This is a genomic window from Variovorax paradoxus, from assembly GCF_902712855.1.
Lineage (GTDB): Bacteria > Pseudomonadota > Gammaproteobacteria > Burkholderiales > Burkholderiaceae_C > Variovorax > Variovorax paradoxus_Q.
Genome location: NZ_LR743507.1, coordinates 877124 through 899598, shown reverse-complemented (window position 1 = coordinate 899598; position 22475 = coordinate 877124). Strand labels below are relative to the sequence as shown.

Sequence of the window (22475 nt, the reverse complement as noted above, 5' to 3'; positions counted from 1 at the left end):
ATGAGCGAGACAGTGAACACCTTCGAAGCACAACAAGAGGGCCGCCCGACCGGCCCGCTGGTGCGCGGCTATGAAGTCATCATCGGCTTCGAGACGCACGCGCAACTCTCGACCGCGAGCAAGATCTTCAGCCGCGCTTCCACCGCTTTCGGCGCCGAGCCCAACACGCAGGCCTGCGCCGTCGACCTGGCGCTGCCCGGCACGCTGCCGGTGATGAACAAGGGCGCGGTCGAACGCGCCATCAAGCTCGGCCTGGCACTGGGCTCGCACATCGCGCCGCGCAGCGTGTTCGCGCGCAAGAACTACTTCTATCCCGACCTGCCCAAGGGCTACCAGATCAGCCAGTTCGAGATCCCGGTGGTGCAGGGAGGCACGGTGTCGTTCTTCCTCGGCGAAGAGCTCAAGACCGTGCGCCTGGTGCGCGCCCACCTCGAGGAAGACGCGGGCAAGTCGCTGCACGAGGACTTCATCGGCCAAAGCGGCATCGACCTGAACCGCGCCGGCACGCCGCTGCTGGAGATCGTGACCGAGCCCGACATGCGCTCCACCGCCGAGGCCGTGGCCTATGCGAAGGAACTGCACAAGATCGTGACGTGGATCGGCATCTGCGACGGCAACATGCAGGAAGGCAGCTTCCGCTGCGACGCCAACGTGTCGGTGCGCAAGCCCGGCGAGAAGCTCGGCACGCGCCGCGAGATCAAGAACCTGAACAGCTTCAAGTTCATGCAGCAGGCGATCGACTACGAGATCCGCTGGCAGATCGAGCAGATCGAGGACGGCGGCAAGGTCGAGCAGGCCACGGTGCTGTTCAACCCGGACACCGGCGAGACGCGTGCGATGCGCGCCAAGGAAGACTCGGCCGACTACCGCTACTTTCCCGACCCCGACCTGCCGCCGCTGGTGATCGCCACCGATTGGATCGAGCGCGTGAAGGCCGAGATGCCCGAGCTGCCGCGCGCGATGGCCGAGCGCTACGTGCGCGACCATGGCCTCTCGGCCTACGACGCGGCGCAGCTCACGCAGAGCGCCACGCTCGCCGCCTATTTCGACGAGGCCGTGAACGCGGGCGCCACGCCCAAGCTCGCGAGCAACTGGATCACCGGCGAGATGGCGCGCCGCCTGAACGCGGCAGAGATCGGCATCGAGGCTGCGCCCGTGAAGGCGCAGCAGCTCGGCCAGCTGATCAGGCGCATCGCCGACGGCACGCTGCCGAACAACGCTGCGCGCCAGGTGTTCGACGCGCTGTGGACCGGCGAGGGCAGCGACGTCGACGCGATCATCGAGGCGAAAGACCTGAAGCCGATGGCCGACACCGGCGCGCTCGACACGATCCTCGACGAGGTGATCGCAAAGAACGCGAAGAACGTCGAGGAATACCGCGGCGGCAAGGAAAAGGCGCTGAACGCGCTGGTGGGCCAGGTCATGAAGGCCAGCGGCGGCAAGGCCAACCCGGCGCAGGTCACCGAGCTGCTGAAGGCCAAGCTGGCGGCCTGAGGCCCTTCAAGGAAGCACCGCGGAACCGGCTCTGCCGGGCCGCAGGTGCCGCCCCCGGCAGGGGGGAAGGCGAAGCGACACGAAGTGCGCGCAGCCTGGGGGGTTACCGAGGATTCCCGCCGTTCTGCGGCGACCACAGGCCCTTGAGCCGTGTGCGCTCTTCGTCGAATCGCGCGTTCACCCGCTTCTTCTCGTCTTCCTGCTCTGCGATGAAGCGGTTCTGCACGGACACGCTCTGCGTGTTGTCCTCGATCTTGCGGCGCACCGAGCCGGGCGCCTTGCTCGGGTCCTGCTTGTAGAACTCCATCTCCTCGTCGATCTTCTTGCGGTCTTCGCCCAGTTCGGCGATGCGCTTGCGCGCCGCCTGGGTCACCGCGTCGATCTGCGCCAGCGCATCGGCGCGCTCGCGGTCGTGCGTGGTGGCGTTGGGGTAGCGCACCAGCAGGGCCCGCTCGCGCCGGCGCTCATCGGTGATGCGCGCTGCCTGGATGGCGGCTTCGCGGGCGCGATCCTCGCGCTCCTGCAGTTCGCGCGCGGTGTAGGTCGGCTCGATCTTGCGGCGCACCGAGCCGCTCGGGTTGAGTTCGCGCTGCTCGCGGTCGGTGCACTCGGCGATGGGCCGGTCGGCCGTCAGCGTGCGGCCCCGCGCGTCGGTGCAGGTGAAGATGCCCGGCGCCGCGCCTTCCACTTTCTGCGGTTGCGCATGCAGTGCGCCGCACAGAAACAGGGACAGGGCAGGAACCGCCAGGAACGAAGATGCCGCCGCCCGCAGGCGAGTCGGCTGGCCGTGATCGCGTGCGTTCATGCGGGCTTGCCTCAGTGGGCGCCGTAGCGCGTGCGGTAGGCCAGCACGCGCTCGTGGTGCGCGCCCAGGTCGGAGGCCGCGTTGCCCGAGAGGTAGCTGAGCAGGTCGTCCAGCGTGGCAATGGCGATCACCGACAGGCCGAGCTGGTTGCGCACGTACTGCACGGCGCTGTGGTCCACGTCGACGCCATTCTCGGTGGCCTTCTCCTGACGATCGAGCGCGATGGCCACGGCATGCGGCGTGGCGCCTGCGGCCTGGATCGCGGCGATCGACTCGCGCACTGCAGTGCCGGCGGACATGACGTCGTCGACGATCAGCACGCGGCCCTTCAGCGGCGCGCCCACCAGGTTGCCGCCCTCGCCGTGCGCCTTGGCTTCCTTGCGGTTGTAGGCGAAAGGGTAGTTGCGACCGCGCCGCGCGAGCTCCGCGGCCACCGTGGCGCCCAGCGGAATGCCCTTGTACGCGGGGCCGAAGATCATGTCGAATTCGAGCCCGCTCTCGATGAGCCGGTCTGCATAGAATCCGGCCAGACGGGCGATCTTGCCGCCGTCGTCGAACAGGCCCGAGTTGAAGAAATACGGGCTCATTCGACCGGCTTTGGTCTTGAACTCGCCGAAGCGCAGTACGCCGGCATCCAGTGCGAACTGGACGAAGTCCTGTGCGACCGCGCTGCTTTTCTCACCATCTACAGCCATCGGAAATTCCTTGTGTTCAAACTGACCAGTCTCAATCTCAATGGCCTGCGTTCGGCCGCTACCAAAGGCGTGGCCGACTGGGTGGCCGAACTTGCGCCGGATTGTATTTGCATGCAGGAGATCCGCGTCCAGGCCAGCGACATCGAAGGCCGTTTCGAGGAAATGGCCGGCCTCAAGGGCCACTTCCACTTTGCCGAGAAGAAGGGCTATGCCGGCACCGCCGTCTACACGAAGCACGCACCGAGCCAGGTGGTGGTGGGCTGGGGCGACGCGGAATTCGACGCCGAGGGCCGCTACCTCGAGTTGCGCTTCGACACGCCCAAGCGCAAGTTCTCGGTCATCAGCTGTTATTTCCCGAGCGGCAGTTCGGGCGAGGAACGCCAGGAGGCCAAGTTCCGCTTCCTCAAGGGTTTCTTCCCGCACCTGATCGCGCTGAAGAAGGAGCGCGAGTTCGTGCTGTGCGGCGACATCAACATCGCCCACAAGGAGATCGACCTGAAGAACTGGCGCGGCAACCAGAAGAACAGCGGCTTCCTTCCCGAGGAGCGCGCCTGGATGACGAAGCTTCTCGATGCCGGCGCCGACGGCGCGGGCCTGGTGGACGTGTACCGCATGCTCAAGCCCGACACCACCGCCGAGGCCTACACCTGGTGGAGCAACCGCGGCCAGGCCTACGCGAACAACGTGGGATGGCGGCTCGACTACCACCTGGCCACGCCGAAGACCGCCGCGCTGGCGCGCACCGAGCAGATCTACAAGACCGTGAAGTTCTCGGACCACGCGCCGATCACGGTGGACTACGACTTCACGCTGTAGCCGGCTTCCTCAGCGCGACAGCGCAGGCAGCGCCTTCTCCAGCGTGGCCACGAAGGCCTGCATGGCCTCGGTCTCGTGCGCGCCGCGCTTGGCGATGCGGTAGAAGTCGAGCCCGACCTTCGGCTTGGTCAGCACATCGGTGCGCACCCGGTGGCGGCGGCAGGCCGCCAGCGCGAAGGTCGGCATCACGGCCGTGCCGAAGCCGGCTTCCACCATCGAGATCAGCGTGCCGAAGAAATTGAACGCGGGCCGCTGCGCGTCGGCCAGCCCGATGGTGGACAGGTGCCCGTCGATCACCTTCTGGATCGGGTTGCCCGGCGGCAGGCCGATGAGTTCGTCGCCGCGCAGCGCCGACCACGGCGCCTGGCCGACGGCCGCCGCCCGGCCTTCATCGCCGTCATCGGCCGGCGACACGCGCATCAGGTGAAAGCGCCCGACCGGCGTGCGCTGCAGTCCGGGCGCCGCCTTGAAGAAGAAGCCCAGGCCCATGTCGGCATCGCCGGCGGCCACCATGGCCTCGACGTCGCGCAGGTCGGCGTCGAACAGGCGCAGGCTCACCTGCGGGTGCGCCGCATGGAAGCTGTTGAAGACTTGCGGCAGCAGGTGCGACGAGACCAGCGGCGTGGCCGCGATGCGCAGCGTGCGGCGCGCCGCCTCGCCGGCCGCACCGAGTTCGGACGCCACGTCGTCGAGGTCGGTCACCAGCCGCTCGACCACCGGCAGCAGCCGCCGCCCTTCCGGCGTGAGGCTCACCACGCGCGTGGTGCGGTCGAAGAGGCGGCAGCCCAGCTGCTTTTCCATCTCGCGCACAAGGATGCTCAACCCCGCCTGCGTGATGTGCGCCTGCTCCGCCGCGCGGGTGAAGTTGCCGATGCGCGCCACGTGCAGGAAGGCGCGCATCTGGCGGGTCGACAAGTTCATAAGAATTCATGATAAATCCATATCACATCTAAATTTCCCAAATGGTTGAACTGCGTTCCTAATGCGGCCGGAGACGAAACCCGAGCGCGACGCGCGTTTTCACCATGAGCAAAGAAGTCATCATCCTGGGCGCCGGCATCGGCGGCCTCACCCTCGCTCTGAGCCTGCACCAGGCCGGCATCGCCTGCCGCGTGTACGAGGCCGTGCCCGAACTGAAGCCGCTGGGCGTGGGCATCAACCTGCTGCCGCACGCGGTGCGCGAACTCTCCGAACTCGGCCTGCTGGACGCGCTCGACAAGGTCGGCGTGCGCACGCAGGAAGCGGTGTTCTTCACCGAGCACGGCCAACTGGTGTTCCGCGAGGCCGCCGGCCAGCACGCGGGCTACGACTGGCCGCAGTTCTCCATCCACCGCGGCGACCTGCAGAAGGTGCTGTACGAGGAAACGCTGCGGCGCCTGGGTCCCGACAGCGTGGTGTGCGGGCGCCGCTGCACCGCCGTCGAGCAGGACGGCGAGGGCGTGACGGTGCACTTCGCCGATGCGCCTTCGGTGCGCGGCGCGGTCGCGGTCGGCTGCGACGGCATCCACTCGGCGCTGCGCAGGCAGCTTTATCCGGACGAGGGCGCGCCGCGCTATTCGGGCGTGAACATGTGGCGCGGCACCACGCGCTGGAAGCCCTTCCTCTCGGGCGGCAGCATGGTGCGCGCGGGCTGGCTCTCGGTGGGCAAGATGGTGATCTACCCGATCCGCAACGACATTGACGACGAAGGCAACCAGCTCGTCAACTGGGTGGCGGAGATCCACGCGCCCCAGCCCGCGCTGCGCGACTGGAGCCGCGCCGGCCGCCTCGAAGACTTTCTGCCGGCCTTCGCCGACTGGCACTTCGACTGGCTCGACGTGCCCGCGCTGATCCGTGCGTCCGACACCATCCTCGAGTACCCGATGGTCGACCAGGACCCGCTGCCGCGCTGGACCCACGGCCGCCTCACGCTGCTGGGCGACGCCGCGCACCCGATGGTGCCGCGCGGCTCCAACGGCGCGGGCCAGGCCGTCATCGACGCGCGCTTCCTCGCGGGCGCGCTGAAGACCATGGGCGTGGGCACCGCGGCGCTCGACGAATACGACCGCGTGCGCGTCAAGGCCACCACCGAGGTGGTGCTGACCAACCGCAGCAATCCGCCCGACGCCATCCTGCGCGAGGTCTTCGAGCGTGCGGGCGGCAAGCGCTTCGGGAAGATCGAGGACGTGGTGCCCGTGGCCGAGCTGCAGGCGATCTCGGACAACTACAAGCGCGTGGCCGGCTACGACCCGGTCTCGCTGAAGGCCCGGCCTTCGTTTCTCTGAATCCATTCGTTCCCACATCCACACAAGAACACGGAGGCATGTTCATGCGTTCATTGATCAAGAAGACTTTCGCCACCCTGCTCACCGCGGCCGGTCTCGCCACCGCAGCGCACGCCTGGCCCGACCAGCCGATCACGCTGGTGGTGCCCTACACGCCGGGCACCGGCATCGACCTGGTGGCTCGCCAGCTTTCCGCGCGCCTGCCGGCGCTGCTGGGCCAGCCGGTGATCGTGGAGAACATCGCCGGCGCGAGCGGCAACATCGGCAGCGAACGCGTGGCGCGCGCCAAGCCCGACGGCTACACGCTGATGGTGCAGGTCAACACGCTGGTGATGAACCGCAGCCTCTACAAGACGCTGAGCTACGACCCGGTCAACGATTTCGCGCCGGTGTCGCTCACCTCGTGGGGCACGCTGCTGCTCGTGACCAACCCGAACGTGCAGAAGGCCACCTCGGTGCAGCAGATGGTGGCCGCGGCCAAGGCTGCGCCCGGCAGGCTGAGCTACGCCACGCCGGGCGTCGGCACGCCGCACCACCTGTCGATGGCGCTGCTGATGCAGGGCACCGGCACCGAGATGCTGCACGTGCCGTACAAGGGCACCGCGGGCGCGGTGACCGACCTGCTGGGCGGGCGCATCGACTACATGTTCCTGCCGGTGCACGTGGCGCTGCAGCACATCCAGGCCGGCAAGCTCAAGGCCATCGCCACCGGCAGCGGCAAGCGCCTGCCCCAGTTGCCCGACGTGCCCACCCTGGCCGAGGCGGGCGTGACCGCCGACAACGTCGACATGTGGTACGGCGTGCTCGCGCCGAAGGGCACGCCGCCGGACGTGGTGAAGCGACTGAATACCGAGATCGCGAAGGTGCTGAAGCAGCCCGAGGTGGCGAAGTCGTTCGAGTCGCAGGGCATGGTGCCGGCGAGCTCGACGCCGGCCGACTTCGGCGCGCTGGTGAAGAAGGATGCGGACCGCTGGGCAGGCGTGGTGAAGCGCGGGAATATCACGGCAGATTGAGTTTTGGCTTCTTTCCCTTCCCTGCTGGGGAGGGTTGAGGTGGGGGCAAGCGGCCTTTGAAAAGGCTGTGCTTTCGCGACGGCCGAGAGCCCCCATCCCAGCCTTCCCCCAAAGGGGGAAGGAGCAATACCCGGGAGCGGCTGCCTTTGTCTTTCTCCCTCCCCTTCCGGGGGAGGGCCGGGGTGGGGGCAAGCGGCCGTTGAGCCGACTGCTGCGCTTGCAAAGGCCAACGCCCCGCGTTGTCCCCTCTCCCGCTTGCGGGAGAGGGCTAGGGTGAGGGCCAGCGGCTCATGAACAGGCTGCGCTTTCGCGAAAGCCGAGAGCCCCCATCCCAGCCTTTCCTCCCGGAAGGGAAGGAGCAACACCCCTCTCAGCGCGGCGTCTTCCCCGCGTGCCGCGCAAGATGCACCTGGTGCAGCGTGATCTTGCGCACCTCGGCCTGGCTGGTCTCGATGTGCGCGCGCAGCAGCATCGCCGCCTGGTCGCCGCGATTGGCGCGCACCGCCTTCAGGATCTTTGCATGCTCGTCGTAGGTGGCGTCGATGCGCGGCTGCTTGGTGAAGTCGAGCCGGCGGATGATGCGGATGCGGTCGGTCACGTCGCCATGCACGCGGGCCATCTCGGCATTGCCGGCCGCGGCCACCAGCGCGCAGTGGAAGGCCTCGTCCCACTTCGCCACCTGTGCCATGTCGCCGCTGCGCTGCGCAGCGGGCACCAGCCAGATGTCGGCCAGCGTGTCGATCAGGCGGCGATCGATGTGGCGATCGGTCTCGCACAGCCGGTGCACGGCGGTGGTCTCCAGCACCATGCGCAGGTCGTAGAGCTGCTCGAACTGCTCGAAGTCGAAGGGCAGCACGCGCCAGCCGCTGCGGAACAGCACCTCGACGAACCCCTCCTGCTGCAGCCGGAACAGCGCCTGGCGCACCGGTGTGCGGGACACGCCGAGCCGGTCGCTGATCTCGTTCTCGGTGAAGCGGTCGCCCGGCACGAGGATGAACTCGGCCACGTCGCGCTTGAGCTGCGCGTACACCTCGTCGGCCCGCGTGCGGAAGACTGCCGCGTCGGTGGATGCGGCAGCGGCGGGCACGGAAGCTTCGGGACGGGGTCGGACGGTGGACACGGGAGGAATGGTAGTCGCAGGCACCGCAGTCATGAGGGCCTGTGCAGCACAGCCAGCAGCTCGGTGCTCGGCGCGGTCCAGCCGACGATGCCGCCCTGCGCGCGCACCATGTCGAGCGTGGCGGCCTTGAAGGCCGGGAAGTAGCTCTCGGTGCAATCCTCGAGCAGCAGGCCGTCGTAGCCGCGGTCGTTGGCTTCGCGCATGCTGGTCTGCACGCACACCTCGGTGGTCACGCCGCCGAACAGCAGGTGCGTGATGCCGCGCTGCTGCAGCCGTTCGTGCAGGCCTGTCGCATAGAAGGCGCCCTTGCCCGGCTTGTCGATGACGATCTCGCCATCCAAGGGTGCGAGCGCATCGATGATCCGGTTGCCCGGCTCGCCCGCCACGAGGATGCGGCCCATCGGGCCTTCGTCCCCGATGCGCAGCGTGGGGTTGCCGCGGTTGCGCTTGGCGGGCGGACAGTCGGAGAGGTCGGCGAGGTGCGCCTCGCGCGTGTGCACCACCAACCCGCCGGCCTGCCGCCATGCATGGAGCGCCCGCCGGGTCGCGGGCACGATCGCTTCGAGCAGCGACACGTCGTTGCCCAGCGTCTCGCCGAAGCCGCCGGGCTCGATGAAGTCGCGCTGCATGTCGATGAGCACCAGCGCCGTGCGGGCGATATCGAATTCGTAGGGAAACGGCAGGGCTCGTTCGATGCGCAGGGTGCGGCTCGCCGGTTGCCTCGTCGCAGGTCCGGTGTTCATGCGGCCTCCTTCGCGGGCTCGTGATGCCCGCCGCCCATGTGGGCGCCGATCACGTGCCGCTCGGCGCCCGCGGCCGGGGTCTCGAACACGACCTGTCCTTCGCTCATGACCACGATGCGGTCGGCGAGCTCCAGCAGTTCGTCGAGGTCTTCGCTGACCAGCAGCACCGCGCCGCCCTTCTCCCGCACCTGCACGATGCGCGAGTGGATCTCGGCCACCGCTGCGAAGTCGAGGCCGAACACCGGGTTCGCCGCGATCAGCACGTTGATGTCTCCCGCCAGTTCGCGTGCCAGCACCGCGCGCTGCACGTTGCCGCCCGACAGGCTGCGGATCGGCGCACCCTCGCCCTGCGTCTTCACGCCGTACTCGGCGATCCATTCGCGCGCCCGGCTGCGCCATCGCGAAAAGCGCAGCACGCCGCCGCGCGACAGCGGCGGCTGGTCGAAATCGCGCAGCGCCATGTTCTCCGCCACGCTGAGGTCGCCTACACAGGCGTTGCGCAACGGTTCCTCGGGCAGGCTGCGCACCTTGAGCATGCGGTTCTCCGCGCGCTGTGCGCCGTAGGGCCGCCCCATGACCGTGACCTGCCCCGCAAGGCGCGGGCGCTGGCCCACGAGCGCCTCGACCAGTTCGCGCTGCCCGTTGCCGGAGACGCCCGCCACGCCGAGAACCTCGCCGGCGCGCACCGACAGGCTGAGGCCGTGCAGAGCCAGCGTGCCGCGGTCGCCCTGCGCCTTCAGGCCGTCGACCTTCAGCGCGACCGGCGCATCGGCAGGCAGGGGTTTCCTGCGGGCCGCGGCCTGCGGAGGCGCCGCCGCCTGTTCCCCGCCCATCATGGCTTGCGCCAGTTGCGTCGGGCTCGTGTCGGCCACGCGGCAATGGTGCACCGCCTTGCCGCGGCGCAGCACCGTCACGCTGTCGGCATAGGCCATCACCTCGCGGAACTTGTGCGTGATGATCAGCACGGTGCACAGCCCGCTGCGCGCGAACTCGCGCACATGGCCCAGCACCTCGTCGGCCTCCTGCGGCGTGAGCACCGAAGTGGGCTCGTCGAGGATCAGCAGGCGCGGCTTCAGGTAGAGCTGCTTCAGCAGCTCGAGCTTCTGCTTCTCGCCGGCAGCCAGTTCCGACGGGCGCACGTCGAGGTCGAGGCTGAACGGCGTGGTCGCCAGGAATGCCTTGAGCTCCGCGCGCTTGGCTTTCCAGTCGATCAGCGCGGGCGTCTTGCCGCCCGCGAGCAGCAGGTTCTCGGCCACCGTCATGCCCGGCGCGAGCGTGAAGTGCTGGTACACCATGCCGATGCCGAGCGCGCGCGCGACGATGGGGTTGGCGATGTCCTGCTCGCGCCCATCGATCAGGATGCTGCCCTCCTCCGCGCGCTGGAAGCCGGCCACGCACTTCACCAGCGTGCTCTTGCCCGCCCCGTTCTCGCCCAGCAGCGCGTGCACCGTGCCGGGTTCGACGCGCAGTGTCACGCGGTCCATCGCGGTGAAGGCGCCGAAGCGCTTGGTGAGCTGGTAGGTGTCGAGCGCGAGCGCGCCGCTGCCCGCGGGCAGGCCACCGATGGCGTGAGGAGACATGGCGCCCATGGCGTTCAACCCAGCGCGGCCAGCAGGGCCGTCGAGGTGGCGTGCGCACCGAACACGCCGCCTTGCATGGTGATCATCTTCAACGCCGCCAGGTGGTTGCCGCGGTCCGTGGCCGCCGTGCAGTCGGACAGCAGCAGGCATTCGAACCCGCGGTCGTTCGCATCGCGCATCGTGGTGTGCACGCACACGTCGGTGGTGATGCCCGCCAGGATCAGGTTCTCGATGCCGCGCGTGCGCAGGATGAGCTCCAGGTCCGTTGCATAGAACGAACCCTTGCCCGGCTTGTCGATCACCACCTCGCCGGGCAGCGGGGCCAGCTCCGGAATGATCTGCCAGCCCGGCTCGCCGCGCACCAGGATGCGCCCGCACGGCCCGTCGTCGCCGATGCCCACGCCGTTCGCGCCGATCTGCCGCGAACGCCAGCGCTTGTTGGCCGGCAGGTCGCCCAGGTCGGGCCGGTGGCCCTCGCGCGTGTGGATGATGTGATAGCCCAGCGGACGCAGCGCCGCGAGCGTGCGCGCGATCGGCTCGATCGGCGCCTGCACCAGCGACAGGTCGTAGCCCATCACGTCGACATAGCCGCCCTTGCCGCAGAAGTCGGTCTGCATGTCGATCACGACCAGCGCGGTGTTGTCGGGGCGCAGCGCGCCGTTGTAGGGCCATGCATAGGGCTCGGCCGCCACGTGGCGTACGGTGGTGCTGGCAGGGGTCGTCGTGGTCATGGCGCGTTCATCCGGCGTAGTTGCGTTCGGGCGGCGCGAAGCCGCAGGAGCTGCCGTCGGTCACCTTCACGTCGGCGCTCCACGGCAGCCTGTAGGTGCCGGCGGCCATGTCGCGCATGTAGGTGTAGGGGCAGTCCTGCGCGCCGCCCTTCACCGCGACGTAGCCGCGGTGGTAAAGCTGGTAGATGTTGTTCTCCACGCCCCAGCCGGTGCGCGCCTCGCGCACGAGGTCGGGCCGCAGCTCGGCGGTGATGATCTCGTCGGCGCGCCCGCCGCCCTCGACCATCACCGTGCCGTCGAAGTGGCAGAACATGCCCTCGCCCATCGAGTCGAAGGTGCCGTCGCTGCCGCACAGGCACACGCTCGCGGTGTAAGCGAGGTTGCAGAAGGCGTTGGCCTGGTTGGTGACCTTCCAGGCGTGGCGGATCGGCGCGGTGTAGCCGGCCGTGCGCAGGATGATGTCCGCGCCCTTGTACGCCGCTTCGCGCGCCATCTCGGGGAACATGCCGTCGTGGCAGATGATGAGCGACAGCGTGCTGCCGTTGGGGCCCTCGCACACCGGCACGCCGAGGTTGCCCGGCTCCCAGGGCTCGACCGGCACCCACGGATGCAGCTTGCGGTAGTAGAGCCTGATGGCGCCGCAGTCGTCGACGATGAGCCCGCTGTTGTACGGATTGCCGCCGGGGTTGGCTTCCATGATCGAGAAGCAGCCCCAGATGCGGTGCTCGACGCAGGCTTGCCTGAAGGCGGCCACCTCGGGTCCGTCGAGCGTGCACATGATCTCGGGGTTGGTGTCCATCGAGAGGCCGTGCAGCGCGTACTCCGGGAACACGACCAGGTCCATCGAGCCCTGGTTGCGGCGCGCCTTGCCCACCAGCTCGCAGATGCGCCGCGTCTGCGCGGCCAGGTCGGCCGGCGTCTTCACGTCCGGCAACTGCAGTTGCACCAGCCCGACGACCACGCCGTGCGCCGATTTGTTGAGGCCTCCGAGACCGCTCATGAAGTTCAGCTCCTTGTCGATGAAAGTTCGCCGGGGCTGCCGGCGGCCGCGCTGCCCGGCCTGCAGGTGAACACCAGGATCACCAGCGTGAGCGCGTAGGGCACGGTGTTGAAGAGGTGATAGCCCCAGCCGATGCCGATGGACTGCAGCGCCGGCCCGATGGCGCCCGCGCCGCCGAACAGCAGCGCCGCGCCCACGCAGCGCAGCGGGCTCCAGCGCGCGAAGATCACCAGCGCCACGGCGATCAGGCCCTGCCCGCTGGAGATGCCCTCGTTCCAGCTGCCCGGGTAGAACAGCGTGAGCGACGCGCCGCCGAGCCCGGCGATGAAGCCGCCAGCGGTGGTCGCCGCGATGCGCAGGGCCGACACCGAATAGCCGAGGGCGCGCGTCGCCTGCGCCGAGTCGCCGGCCATGCGCACCAGAAGGCCGAGGCGCGTGCGCGCGAAGCCCCACCACAGCAGCACCGCAAGCGCCACGCCGACCGGTACCAGCGCGTTGAGCTGCAGCGCCGAGCGCACCACCGGGTTGTCGCTCCAGAAGCCCAGCGGGATCGCCGGGATCTGCGGCGCCTGCGGCTGGATCAGCGGCTTGCCCAGGTAGAACGCGAGCCCGGTGCCCAGCAGCATCAGCGCGATGCCGGTGGCCACGTCGTTCACCCTGTCGAGCGAGCACAGCAGCCCGTGCAGCAGCGCAAGCAGGGCGCCAGCCACCGCGCCGACGAGCACGCCGAGCCAGGCCGAATCGGTGAGGTACGCGCCACCGAAGGCCGCCATGGCCGACAGCACCAGCACGCCTTCGAGGCCGAGGTTGATGCGGCCCGATTTCTCGGTCAGGCATTCGCCCAGGCTCACGAAGAGAAACGGCGCACCCACGCGCAATGCGCCGCCGACGATGCCTGCGATGAGCGCGATCCACTGGTCGGCGGTCATGCGGGGGCACTCCTGTCGTGGTTCGTGTCGTAGGTCTTCGCCTCGGGCAGCATGCGGTCGCCGAACTTCTTCCAGTCGACCGTGCGCAGGCCCTCGCTCGCCAGGATCAGCACGAAGGCGATGCCCTGCAGCACCAGCACCGAGGCGTCGGGCAGGCCGACGCGCCGCTGCAGGAGGCTGCCCGCCGCGCCGAAGCCTCCGAACAGGATGGCCACCGGCACGATGGCCACCGGGTTGTGCCGCGCGATGAACGACACCAGGATGCCCGCATAGCCGTAACCCGCGATCAGCGATGCGTTGGCGTTGGTGTGCACCGCCGCCACCTCGACCGCGCCCGCGAGCCCTGCGCACGCACCGCCGAGCCCGCAGGCCGAAAGAATGAGCCGCGTGGCCGGCAGGCCCACCAGTTGCGCGGTGCGCGGGTTGCCGCCCACCACGCGCACCGAGAACCCGGAGGCCGTGGCGCGCAGCCACACGCCGAGCCCCAGGCAGGCCACCACGCCGATCGCCAGGCCCCAGTGCACGTCGGAGCCGCCGATGCCGCCGATGCGCAGCCCCTCGTCCAGCGCGTGCGTCGAGGGCTTGTTCAGGCTCGCGGGGTCGCGCAGCGGGCCTTCGACCAGGTGCTTGAAGATACCGATGGCGATGTAGGCCAGCAGCAGGCTGCTGATGGTCTCGTTGATGCCTCGGTACTGGCGCAGCCAGCCGGCGAGCATGATCCACAGCCCGCCCGCGACCGCACCCGCGACGCAGACGGCGACGGTGCCAGCCGCGTTGTCCGGCAGCGGCACCGCATGCGCAAGCGCCGCGCAGGCCAGCCCGCCCAGCACCAGCGCGCCCTCGCCGCCGATGACGATCAGGCCCGCACGCGCGGGCAGCGCCACGCACAGTGCGGTGAGCATCAGCGGCGCGGCGCGCTGCAGCGTGTTCTGCCAGGAGAACCAGTCGCCGAACGCGCCCTTGAACAGCGTGGCCCAGACCTCCACCGGATCGACCCCTGCCAGGGCCGCCACCAGGCCGAACAGCAGCAGCGCCGCGGCGATGGCGAACACCGGCAATGCGAACTCCCCAAGGACACGCCGCATGATGGAGCCTGCTTTCAGATCAGGGCCGTTGCGCAACCGGCTTCGCCGGCCCGCTGGCGGCGCCCCATTGCAAGGGGAATCGGCGGAGCGGCACGAAGTGCGCAAAGCCTGGGGGATGTCATCCGATGCTTCCCACGACGCCTTCGACCAGGTAGTTCATCTTCTCGAGCTCGAGGTCGGTCTGCTTGAGCACCTTGCCCGCCGGCACCACCACCGCGCCCTTGTTGTCCTTGATGCCGTCCTTGAAGATGTCGAAGCTGCCCGCGACCATCTTCGCCTTGATGTCGTCGGCCTGCTTCCGCGCGGCCTCGGGCACCATGGGGCCGTAGGCCGACATCTTCACGTAGCCTTCCTTCAGGCCGCCGCGCAGGAAGTTGGGATGCGGCTTGCCGGTCTGCGCGGCCTCGATGGCGGTCTTGTAGGCAGTGAGCCAGTTCCACTCGGCACCGGTGAGGTAGGCATTGGGCGCCAGCTTGGCCTGGCTCGCGTGGTAGCCGCAGACCATCTTGCCGCGCTTGGCCGCCGTCTCGACCACCACCTTGGGGCCGTCCACGTGCATGGTGAACACGTCGCAGCCCTGGTCGGCCAGGCTGTTGGTGGCCTCGGCTTCCTTCACTGCCATCGACCAGTCGCCCGTGAAGATCACGCTGCAGGTGATGTTCGGCTTGACCGAGCGCGCACCGAGCGTGAAGGCGTTGATGTTGCGCAGCACCTGCGGAATCGGCTTGGCCGCGACGAAGGCGATCTTGTTGCTCTTCGTCATGTGCGCGGCGATCACGCCGTTGAGAAACTGGCACTCGTCGATGTAGCCGAAGAAACTGCCCACGTTCTTCGGATGCTTGCCTTCGGTCCAGAGGCCGCCGCAGTGCGAGAAGCGCACGTCGGGGTTCTTCGGCGCGACCGCGAGGATGTGCGGGTCGAAGTAGCCGAAGGACGTCGGGAACAGCAGCTTGGCGCCGTCCTGCGAGATCATGCCGGCCATGGTCTTCTGCACGGCGGCGGTCTCGGGCACGTTCTCCTCCTCGACCACCTTCACGCCGGGCATCTTCTTGATTTCGGCGGCGGCCATGGCGTGCGCCTGGTTGTAGCCGTAGTCGTCGCGCGCGCCGACGTAGATCACGCCCACCGTCAGCGGCTTGGCCTGCGCGCCGGCGAGCGCGCTCCAGCCCCCCAGGGAGCCGGCGGCGCCCAGGGCGGCCAGTGTCTTGAGGGAATCGCGGCGGTTGAATTGGCTGGTCATCACATGCTCCGATCTTGGAAAAAAGTGAGGGTGGGTGCAAAGAGATCCGCGCTTCAGCCCAGCAGGCTGACGTGCGCCGAAACGACGCGCCAGCCCTCGGGCGTGCGCATCCAGGTCTGGCTCTGGCGCCCGGTGCGCGCCGCGCCCTCGCGGCGGAACTCGCAGTTGGCGGTGGCGAAGTCGCGCCCGTAGGTGGTGATGACGGTCGCCAGCAGTTCGCGCGCCAGGCCCTGCGACGGGCGCGATGCGCGAAAGGCGCGGATCTCGTCGTAGCCGTAGAGGTTCTCGGTGGCGCCGTAGCGCAGCGTGGTGGGGCTGTTCCAGAACAGTTCGTCGAGCACCTCGACCTTGTTGTTCACCAGCGCGTCCTCGTAGCGGGCAAAGGCGGCCTGCACCTCGGCAAGCACGTCGGGCAGGTTGATGTCGTCGATGTTCATGCGGTGGCTTTCTCAGGAGACAGCGCGGCCACGGGCGCGTGCGCCACGCCGGTGGCCTCGAGCGCGGCGGCCACGCGCAGCACGAGGTCTTCGCGCCAGGGCGCGCCGATCACCTGCACGCCGATCGGCAGGCTGGCGTGCGCGCCCCACACCGGCACCGCGCACACCGGGAGGCCGATGCAGGAGAAGGGTTGCGTCAGCAGGCCCATGTTGGGACGCACCGGCAACGCGTGGCCGTTGACTTCGAAGGTCTCGGCGCCAATGGGCGTGGCGGCTTCGGGCGTGGCTGGCGCCAGCAGGATGTCGTAGCGGCCGAACAGCCGCGCCACGGCCTCGGCATACGCCAGGCGCACGCGCTGCGCGCGCGACACCCATGCGGCCGGCAGCAGCGCGCCCGCGAGGAAGCGGTCGCGCGATAGCGGCTCGAAGTCCTGCGCGCGGCGGCGCAGGTCCTGCAGGTGCAGCGCAGCGCCTTCGGCGTTGGTGATGAGGAACGCGGCCGCGCGCCCGGCCTCGACCATCGGAAGGTCGACGCTGCCGCGCGAGACGATCGCACCGAGCGCGTCGGCCACGCGGCCGACCGCGGCCAGGGCGTCCGCGCCCGCACGCTCGCTGAAATAGCCCCCGAGCACGCCGACGCGCAGGCCGCGCGTGCCGTGGCCGAGCGACGGCGACACCGGCTCGGCCGCGCGCTGCGCACAGCCGGGGTCGTGCGGCGTGCCCGCTTCTTCAGGCCCCTGCATCGTGTCGTACACCAGCGCGAGGTCGCGCACCGAACGCGCGAACGGACCGAGGTGGTCGAGACTCGACACGAACGGGAAGCTGCCGGTGCGCGGCAGCCGCCCGAAGGTGGGCTTCAGGCCGAACACGCCGCACAGCGACGCCGGCACGCGGATCGAGCCGTTGGTGTCGGACCCCAGCGCCAGCGGCACCTGCCCGGCCGCAACGGCCGCGCCCGAGCCACCCGAGGAACCGCCCGCGATGCGCGCGAGATCGTGCGGGTTGCGCGTGGGGCCTTCGTGGCTGTTCTCGGTGGTGAAGCCGTAGGCGTACTCGTCCATGTTGAGCGCGCCGACCAGCACGGCGCCTGCGCGCTCCAGCCGGCGCACCAGCGTGGCGTCCGCGCGCGCGGGAGCGGTCCGCTGCTCGATCTTCGAGCCGGCCAAGGTCGGCAGGCCGGCGATGTCGAAGAGGTTCTTCACCGCGAAGGGCACGCCCAGCAACGGCAGTTCGCGGGTGCGCGGTCCATGCGCCGAGGCGAGCGACGCATCGACCTGAGCGGCCCGGCGCAGCGCGCGTTCGGCCAGCACCGAAGTGAAGGCGTTGACCCTGTCGTCGGTGGCGTCCACGCGGTCGAGGCTGGCCTGCACCAGCGCGGTCGCGGTGGCGGCGCCGGTGCGCACCGCATCGGCCATGGCGCAAGCGTCGCGCCCGAGGAGTCCGGCGGCGTTCATGCTTCTTTCTCCACCGGTTCGACGGGCGAGAAATGCACGGCGGATTCGGCCGACATCGACAGCGGCACCGCCTCGATCAGTGCGGCGAAGTCGGCGGCCAGCGCGAAATAGCGCAGCACGCCGGGCCGGTGGGCGGGCGACAGCGGCAACTCGAGCGCCGCGGCGGCAGCGTCGACGTAGCTCTCGATCTGTGCGGGGGTCATGGTCATCGCGTTGCTCCTTGCTCCTGCTGAAGGCGCCCTACCGGCGAACCTCGCGCTGGAAGATGTCGAGGCTGAGCTTCTTCATCGCGACGAAGCTCTCGGTGCTCAGCGTCTCGACGGTGCGCGGGCGGGCATCGCGGTAACGCAGGATCTCGGCCACCCTGGTGGGGCGCTTGGTCAGCAGCAGCACCTCGTCGGCGAGGTACACCGCCTCTTCGAGGTCGTGCGACACCAGCAGCATGGTGGTGCCGGTCTGCATGAACACCTCCTGCAGCTTCTCGCGGATGAAGAGCGTCATCTCGAAGTCGAGCGCCGAGAAAGGCTCGTCGAGGAACAGCACCTCGGGGTTGGGCGCGAGCGCGCGCATGATCGACGCCGTCTGCTGCTGGCCGCCCGATAGCTCGTAAGGAAAGCGCTTCAGGTCGAACTTGACGTCGAAGGACGCCACCAGCTCTTCCATGCGCCGGTCGACCTCCGCCTTGCTGCGGCCTTCGAGCTTCAGCGGATAGGCGATGTTGTCGATGGTGCGCATCCACGGGAACATCGCCTCGCGGTAGTTCTGGAACACGTAGCCGATCTTGGTGTCCTTGCGCTGCTTGCCGTCGAACAGGATCTCGCCCGAATCGATGGGGATGAGGCCCGCGATCATGTTGATGAGCGTGGACTTGCCGCAGCCGTTGGGCCCGAACACCGAGACGATGCGGTGCTTGGGAATGTCGAGGTCGAAGTTCTCGTACAGCGGCCAGCCCGCGAAGTACTTGGTCAGGCCGCGAATGGTGATGTGCGTGCCCACCGGGCCCGGCTTGAAGACCGGCTTGGGTACGTCGGCATACACCGGGCCGTTCAACACGGTTTCAGTCGAAGCTCGCATGGTTGCGCTCCTGTTCGGGTCCGTGGGTGAGCTGCCGCGGAACCGGCCTTGCCGGGCCGCAGGCCGGGCCCCCTCGCAAGGGGTTGGCGGCTGCGCGAAGCGAGCGAGCGCAGGGGTTGTCCATTACCTTCCGCTCCAGTGCACGATGCGGCGCTCCGCGATCAGGAAGAGGATGTTCAGCGCATAGCCCAGCGCGCCCGCCGCGAGGATGGCCGCATACATGCTCTTCACGTTGAGCACCTGCTGCGCGTCGATGATGCGGTGGCCCAGGCCGGTATCGGAGCCGATGAACATCTCGGCCACGATGACGATCACCAGCGCCATCGACACCGCCGAGCGCAGGCCGACGAAGCTGGGCTGCAGGCTCTCCCAGATCAGCACGTCCTTGAAGACCTGCCAGCGCGAGGCGCCCATGACCCTGGCCGCCATCACGCGCTGCTTGCGTGCGTTCATCACGCCGTAGGCGCTGTTGAACACCACGATGAGCAGTGCGCCGAAGGCCGCGATGGCCACCTTGTTGACGTCGCTCACGCCGAAGATCAGCAGGAACAGCGGAATGAGCGCGGACGACGGCGTGGAGCGGAAGAAGTCGATCAGGAACTCCACGCTGCGATAGGCGCGCTCGTTGCTGCCGAGCAGCACGCCCAGCGGCACGCCGACCACCGCCGCGATGAGGAAGGCCTGCAGCGTGCGCCACACCGTCATCGCGAAGTCGGTGAGCAAGGGGCCGCCCGCCAGGCCGGTGACGAGCGCGGCGATGGTGTCGGCGGGCGTGGGCAGCAGGATCGGCTTGATGAAGCCCAGCCGCACCACCAAGTCCCACGCGATGAACAGCACCACCGGGCCGATGAAGGGCAGCAGCCGGTCGCGCAGCGGCGGCTTCGGCGCCGCGGTGGCCGTGGCGGCCGGCGGCGTCCACGGCGCGGCCGTGGCGGTGGTGGCTTCGCTCATTTCAATGCTCCTTCTGGATTGCTTTTTCCCAAGAACACCGAGTAACCGGCCTTGCCGGGCCTCCGGTGTTGCCCCCGGCAGGGGGTCGACGAAGCGGCACGAAGTGCGCGAAGGCTGGGGGCGAGCCTCATGTCAGGCCTTGTAGAGCAGGGGTTCCACCGCGACCTTCTTCTCGAAGATGCCCTTCTCGGTGAACAGGTCGTAGAACTTCTGGAAGTACGCGACGTCGCTCGGCTTGAACTCGTTGTAGAGCATGTACGAAGCGAGCGGCACTTCGGCCGTGAGCTTGCCTTCGATGGCGGTGTAGCCCTTCATGAACTGGCGCGCCTCGTCGGGCTGGTTGCGCACCAGCTCCACGCCGCGCGCATACGCCGCGATGTACTTCTTCGCCGCCTCCGGGTTCTTCCTGATGAACTCGGTGGTGAGGCTGGCGGCGCCGCCATGCCAAGGCGCCATCGGGTCGCCCAGGATGTACTTCGCGACCACGCCGGCCTCGATGACGCGGGTGGTGCCGTTCATGCGGCCCACCGTGCCGGTGGGCTCGAGCGTGTAGCAGGCGTCGACCTGGCCCGCGACCAGCGCGGCCACGTGCTGGCCGATGGGCAGCTCGCTCACGACCGCGCCCTTGGCGCCGGCGCGCTCGAGCATGGTCTTGCACAGCGTGACGTTCTGGATGCCGGGGCCCGAGGCGATCTTCTTGCCGGCCAGCTCGGCCACGGTCTTGACGGGACTGTCCTTGGCGACGATGAACTCGTCGAGCACGAACTTCGCGTTGCTCGGGTTGGTGCAGAAGATCTTGAAAAGTCCGGGCTGCGCGATCTCGCCGATGGCGAGGTTGGCCGAGCCGGTGCCATTGGCGCTGCCGTCGCAGCGGCCCGCCAGCATGCCTTCCATCACCTGCTGCGCGCCGGCGAACTTGAGCGGCTCGACGTCGAGCCCGGCTTCCTTGAAGTAACCCTTGTCCACGGCCGCGAAGAACGGCAGGCCCGCGGCCACCGGCCAGAAGCCGATGCGCAGCCTGGGCGAGCCCTGCGCACGCACGATGGCCGGCGCGGCCAGCACGGCCAGGCCCGCGGCGCCGGCCTGCAGCAGCTGGCGGCGGCGATGCGATGCGGATGGTTGGTCTTGGGTGCTCATCGGAACTCCTGGGTCGATGTCAAAGTGAAGAAGAGGATGTGGAGGCGGACGCGGGGGCCGGGGCGGCAGCGAGGCTCGCCGCGTAGGCGCGCCAGCCGCCGTGGGAGCTCACGTCCTGCGCACCGGCCAGCGCGTGGCCTTCGCAGATGAAGCCCTTCACCCACGTGCCGTCGGCGAGCTCGACGCTGCCCAGGCCCAGCGGCGGCGGAATCAGCGCGAGGAAGCTGCCGACCTGCGCAAGCGGCACGGCCCACACCTCGAGCGCGATGGCGACGCCAGCCCCTGCCTCAGCGTCGGCCACGCGCCGCAGTCCGGGCTTGGGCGGCACGGTGCCCGGCAGCGCGTGCAGGCGGTAGGCCGCCGCGGTGGTCGTGGCGCGCAGCAGCGTGGCGCCGCGCTCGGTGAGCTGGCCATTCAGCGGCATGCCCGACAGATGCGCACCGACCACGGCGATGGGCAGCATGTCGGCACCGTGCGCGGCCAGGCCGGCAATGGCGCGCGGCGCGGGCAGCGGCGTACCGATGGCGCCTTGCGTGAGCCCGGTGGCGTGGTGGAAGCGCTGGCCCAGGTCGGCCAGCGCCAGGTCGCTGCCGCAGGGCCCGATCAGCGTGATGCCGAACGGCAGGCCGTCGGCGCGCAGGCTGCTGGGCACCGAGAGCGCGGCGTAGTCGAGCAGGTTGACGAAGTTGGTGTACGCGCCCAGGTTGCGGTTGAGCGCCACCGGGTCGGCGCGCATCTGCTCGCGCGTGTAATGCGTGGGCGCGGTGGGCACCACCAACACGTCGATGCCGCGCCACATCGGCTCGACCCGCTGGGCGATCGCGCGCAGGCGCGTCTGGGCGTCGAACACGTCGGCGGCGCTGTAGGACCGGCCCCGCGAAAGGATGCCGCGCACGGGCTCGATCACTTCATCCGCGTGCTCGTCGAAGAACTCGCGCACCGCGGCGTAGCGCTCGGCGACCAGCGCGCTTTCGTACAGCAGCGCGGCCGCCTCGGCCAGAGGTGCGTAGGGAACGACGACGGGCGAGCCTCCCATGGCCAGCAGCCGCGCCGTGGCGTCGTTGAAGGCTTGCGCGGCATCGGCATCGCCGAAGAAGTCCAGCGTATCGGGCACGCCGAAGCGGAAGCGCGCGGGCAGCGGCTGGCGGCGCAGTGCGAGATCGCGCGAATACGGATCGCGCGCATCGCGGCCGGCAGCGGCCAGCAGCACGTCGACGGCGGTGGCGACGGTGCGCGCGAAGATGGAGACGCAGTCGGCGCTCTGCGCCGCGGGCACCACGCCGTAGGCGCTCAGCAGGCCGCGCGAGGGCTTCAGGCCGACGATGTTGTTCAGCCCGGCCGGTACCCGCCCCGAGCCGGCGGTGTCGGTGCCGAGCGCGAAGTCGACCTCGCCAGCCGCCACCGCATACGCCGACCCCGAGCTGGAGCCGCCCGAAACGTAACGCGCATCGAAGGCATTGGGCACTTCGCCGTACGGCGAGCGCGTGCCGTTCAGGCCGCAGGCGAACTGGTCGAGGTTGGTCTTGCCGGCCAGAGATGCACCGGCATCGAGCAGGCGCTGCACCACTGTCGCATGGGCTGCTGGACGACGCTCGAACGCCGGGCATGCGGCCGTGGTGGGCACGCCGGCCACGTCGATGTTGTCCTTGACCGCGAACCGCAGCCCGGCGAGCGGCAGGGCGGAATCCGGGGCGTTTCCGGCGCGCGCATCCACCATGGGCTGCGCGAACTTCGCGATCCAGGCGGCGGCAGGCGATCCGTTGACTTCATGCACCATCATCAGGCATCCAAACTTGTGTACAAGTCGAGATGCAAGCGGCGTGCCAGCGGGAACGTGCCGCAGCGTGGATCAGATCAGGCGGGGGTTTGCTTCCTCTCCCCTTGGGGAGAGGGTCGGGGTGAGGGCC

General features: G+C 69.1%; 22 protein-coding genes. 4 read left to right on the top strand and 18 right to left on the bottom strand.

Annotated features, from left to right (window positions below):
* Positions 1-1494: an Asp-tRNA(Asn)/Glu-tRNA(Gln) amidotransferase subunit GatB gene (gene gatB, locus AACL56_RS04230; protein ID WP_339088583.1), complete on the top strand. Its 1494-nt coding sequence runs from the start codon at positions 1-3 to the stop codon at positions 1492-1494.
* A gap of 103 nt (positions 1495-1597) precedes the next feature.
* Here gatB and AACL56_RS04225 read toward each other — a convergent pair whose 3' ends face one another.
* A complete protein-coding gene (locus AACL56_RS04225; RefSeq protein ID WP_339088582.1) occupies positions 1598-2299 on the bottom strand; it encodes a DUF4124 domain-containing protein in 702 nt (233 codons plus the stop codon).
* An 11-nt stretch (positions 2300-2310) separates the two neighbouring features.
* A complete protein-coding gene (pyrE, locus tag AACL56_RS04220) occupies positions 2311-2994 on the bottom strand; it encodes an orotate phosphoribosyltransferase (protein ID WP_339088581.1) in 684 nt (227 codons plus the stop codon).
* A gap of 12 nt (positions 2995-3006) precedes the next feature.
* On the opposite strand from pyrE, the gene AACL56_RS04215 reads away from it, so the two are divergent.
* A complete protein-coding gene (locus AACL56_RS04215) occupies positions 3007-3810 on the top strand; it encodes an exodeoxyribonuclease III (RefSeq protein ID WP_339088580.1) in 804 nt (267 codons plus the stop codon).
* Between the two features lie 9 nt (positions 3811-3819).
* Here the strand turns inward: AACL56_RS04215 and AACL56_RS04210 are convergent, their stop codons facing one another.
* Positions 3820-4731, bottom strand: coding sequence for a LysR family transcriptional regulator (locus tag AACL56_RS04210; RefSeq protein WP_339088579.1), 912 nt, complete (start codon positions 4729-4731; stop codon positions 3820-3822).
* Between the two features lie 104 nt (positions 4732-4835).
* Between AACL56_RS04210 and AACL56_RS04205 the strand changes: the two genes are divergently transcribed.
* Together AACL56_RS04205 and AACL56_RS04200 are read left to right on the top strand one after the other, a co-directional pair.
* A complete protein-coding gene (locus AACL56_RS04205; protein ID WP_339088578.1) occupies positions 4836-6074 on the top strand; it encodes a flavin-dependent oxidoreductase in 1239 nt (412 codons plus the stop codon).
* A 38-nt stretch (positions 6075-6112) separates the two neighbouring features.
* Positions 6113-7087: a tripartite tricarboxylate transporter substrate binding protein gene (locus AACL56_RS04200; protein WP_425336981.1), complete on the top strand. Its 975-nt coding sequence runs from the start codon at positions 6113-6115 to the stop codon at positions 7085-7087.
* A gap of 370 nt (positions 7088-7457) precedes the next feature.
* Here the strand turns inward: AACL56_RS04200 and AACL56_RS04195 are convergent, their stop codons facing one another.
* The 15 genes from AACL56_RS04195 to atzF all read right to left on the bottom strand — a co-directional run bounded on the left by AACL56_RS04195 (position 7458) and on the right by atzF (position 22348).
* Positions 7458-8207: a GntR family transcriptional regulator gene (locus tag AACL56_RS04195; RefSeq protein ID WP_339088576.1), complete on the bottom strand. Its 750-nt coding sequence runs from the start codon at positions 8205-8207 to the stop codon at positions 7458-7460.
* Between the two features lie 29 nt (positions 8208-8236).
* Positions 8237-8950: a cysteine hydrolase family protein gene (locus AACL56_RS04190; protein ID WP_339088575.1), complete on the bottom strand. Its 714-nt coding sequence runs from the start codon at positions 8948-8950 to the stop codon at positions 8237-8239.
* Positions 8947-10539 (bottom strand): ABC transporter ATP-binding protein, encoded by a 1593-nt coding sequence (locus tag AACL56_RS04185; RefSeq protein WP_339088574.1) that lies wholly within the window; start codon positions 10537-10539, stop codon positions 8947-8949. The genes AACL56_RS04190 and AACL56_RS04185 overlap by 4 nt, the downstream gene beginning before the upstream one ends.
* Before the next feature lie 5 nt (positions 10540-10544).
* Complete coding sequence (locus tag AACL56_RS04180) at positions 10545-11261, bottom strand: cysteine hydrolase family protein (RefSeq protein WP_339088573.1); 717 nt, start codon at positions 11259-11261, stop codon at positions 10545-10547.
* 7 nt (positions 11262-11268) lie between these two features.
* The gene (locus AACL56_RS04175; RefSeq protein ID WP_339088572.1) at positions 11269-12261 is read right to left on the bottom strand and encodes a formamidase; all 993 of its coding nucleotides are present in this window, start codon (positions 12259-12261) and stop codon (positions 11269-11271) included.
* Between the two features lie 5 nt (positions 12262-12266).
* Positions 12267-13190, bottom strand: coding sequence for an ABC transporter permease (locus AACL56_RS04170; RefSeq protein WP_339088571.1), 924 nt, complete (start codon positions 13188-13190; stop codon positions 12267-12269).
* Positions 13187-14275, bottom strand: a complete 1089-nt coding sequence (locus tag AACL56_RS04165; RefSeq protein WP_339088570.1) for an ABC transporter permease — start codon at positions 14273-14275, stop codon at positions 13187-13189. The genes AACL56_RS04170 and AACL56_RS04165 overlap by 4 nt, the downstream gene beginning before the upstream one ends.
* A gap of 118 nt (positions 14276-14393) precedes the next feature.
* Positions 14394-15515: a BMP family ABC transporter substrate-binding protein gene (locus tag AACL56_RS04160; RefSeq protein WP_339088569.1), complete on the bottom strand. Its 1122-nt coding sequence runs from the start codon at positions 15513-15515 to the stop codon at positions 14394-14396.
* A gap of 53 nt (positions 15516-15568) precedes the next feature.
* Positions 15569-15952, bottom strand: coding sequence for an oxalurate catabolism protein HpxZ (gene hpxZ / locus AACL56_RS04155; protein ID WP_339088568.1), 384 nt, complete (start codon positions 15950-15952; stop codon positions 15569-15571).
* Complete coding sequence (locus AACL56_RS04150) at positions 15949-17406, bottom strand: AtzE family amidohydrolase (protein ID WP_339088567.1); 1458 nt, start codon at positions 17404-17406, stop codon at positions 15949-15951. Before AACL56_RS04150 ends, hpxZ begins: the two co-directional genes overlap by 4 nt.
* Complete coding sequence (locus AACL56_RS04145; RefSeq protein ID WP_339088566.1) at positions 17403-17615, bottom strand: AtzG-like protein; 213 nt, start codon at positions 17613-17615, stop codon at positions 17403-17405. Before AACL56_RS04145 ends, AACL56_RS04150 begins: the two co-directional genes overlap by 4 nt.
* Positions 17616-17646: 31 nt before the next feature.
* Positions 17647-18480, bottom strand: a complete 834-nt coding sequence (locus AACL56_RS04140; protein ID WP_339088565.1) for an ABC transporter ATP-binding protein — start codon at positions 18478-18480, stop codon at positions 17647-17649.
* Positions 18481-18603: 123 nt separating this feature from the next.
* A complete protein-coding gene (locus AACL56_RS04135) occupies positions 18604-19431 on the bottom strand; it encodes an ABC transporter permease (RefSeq protein ID WP_339088564.1) in 828 nt (275 codons plus the stop codon).
* 132 nt (positions 19432-19563) lie between these two features.
* Positions 19564-20568 carry an ABC transporter substrate-binding protein gene (locus AACL56_RS04130; protein WP_339088563.1) on the bottom strand — a complete coding sequence of 335 codons (1005 nt, stop codon included), beginning with the start codon at positions 20566-20568 and terminating at the stop codon, positions 19564-19566.
* A gap of 19 nt (positions 20569-20587) precedes the next feature.
* Complete coding sequence (atzF, locus tag AACL56_RS04125) at positions 20588-22348, bottom strand: allophanate hydrolase (protein ID WP_339088562.1); 1761 nt, start codon at positions 22346-22348, stop codon at positions 20588-20590.
* Between the last annotated feature and the right edge of the window lie 127 nt (positions 22349-22475).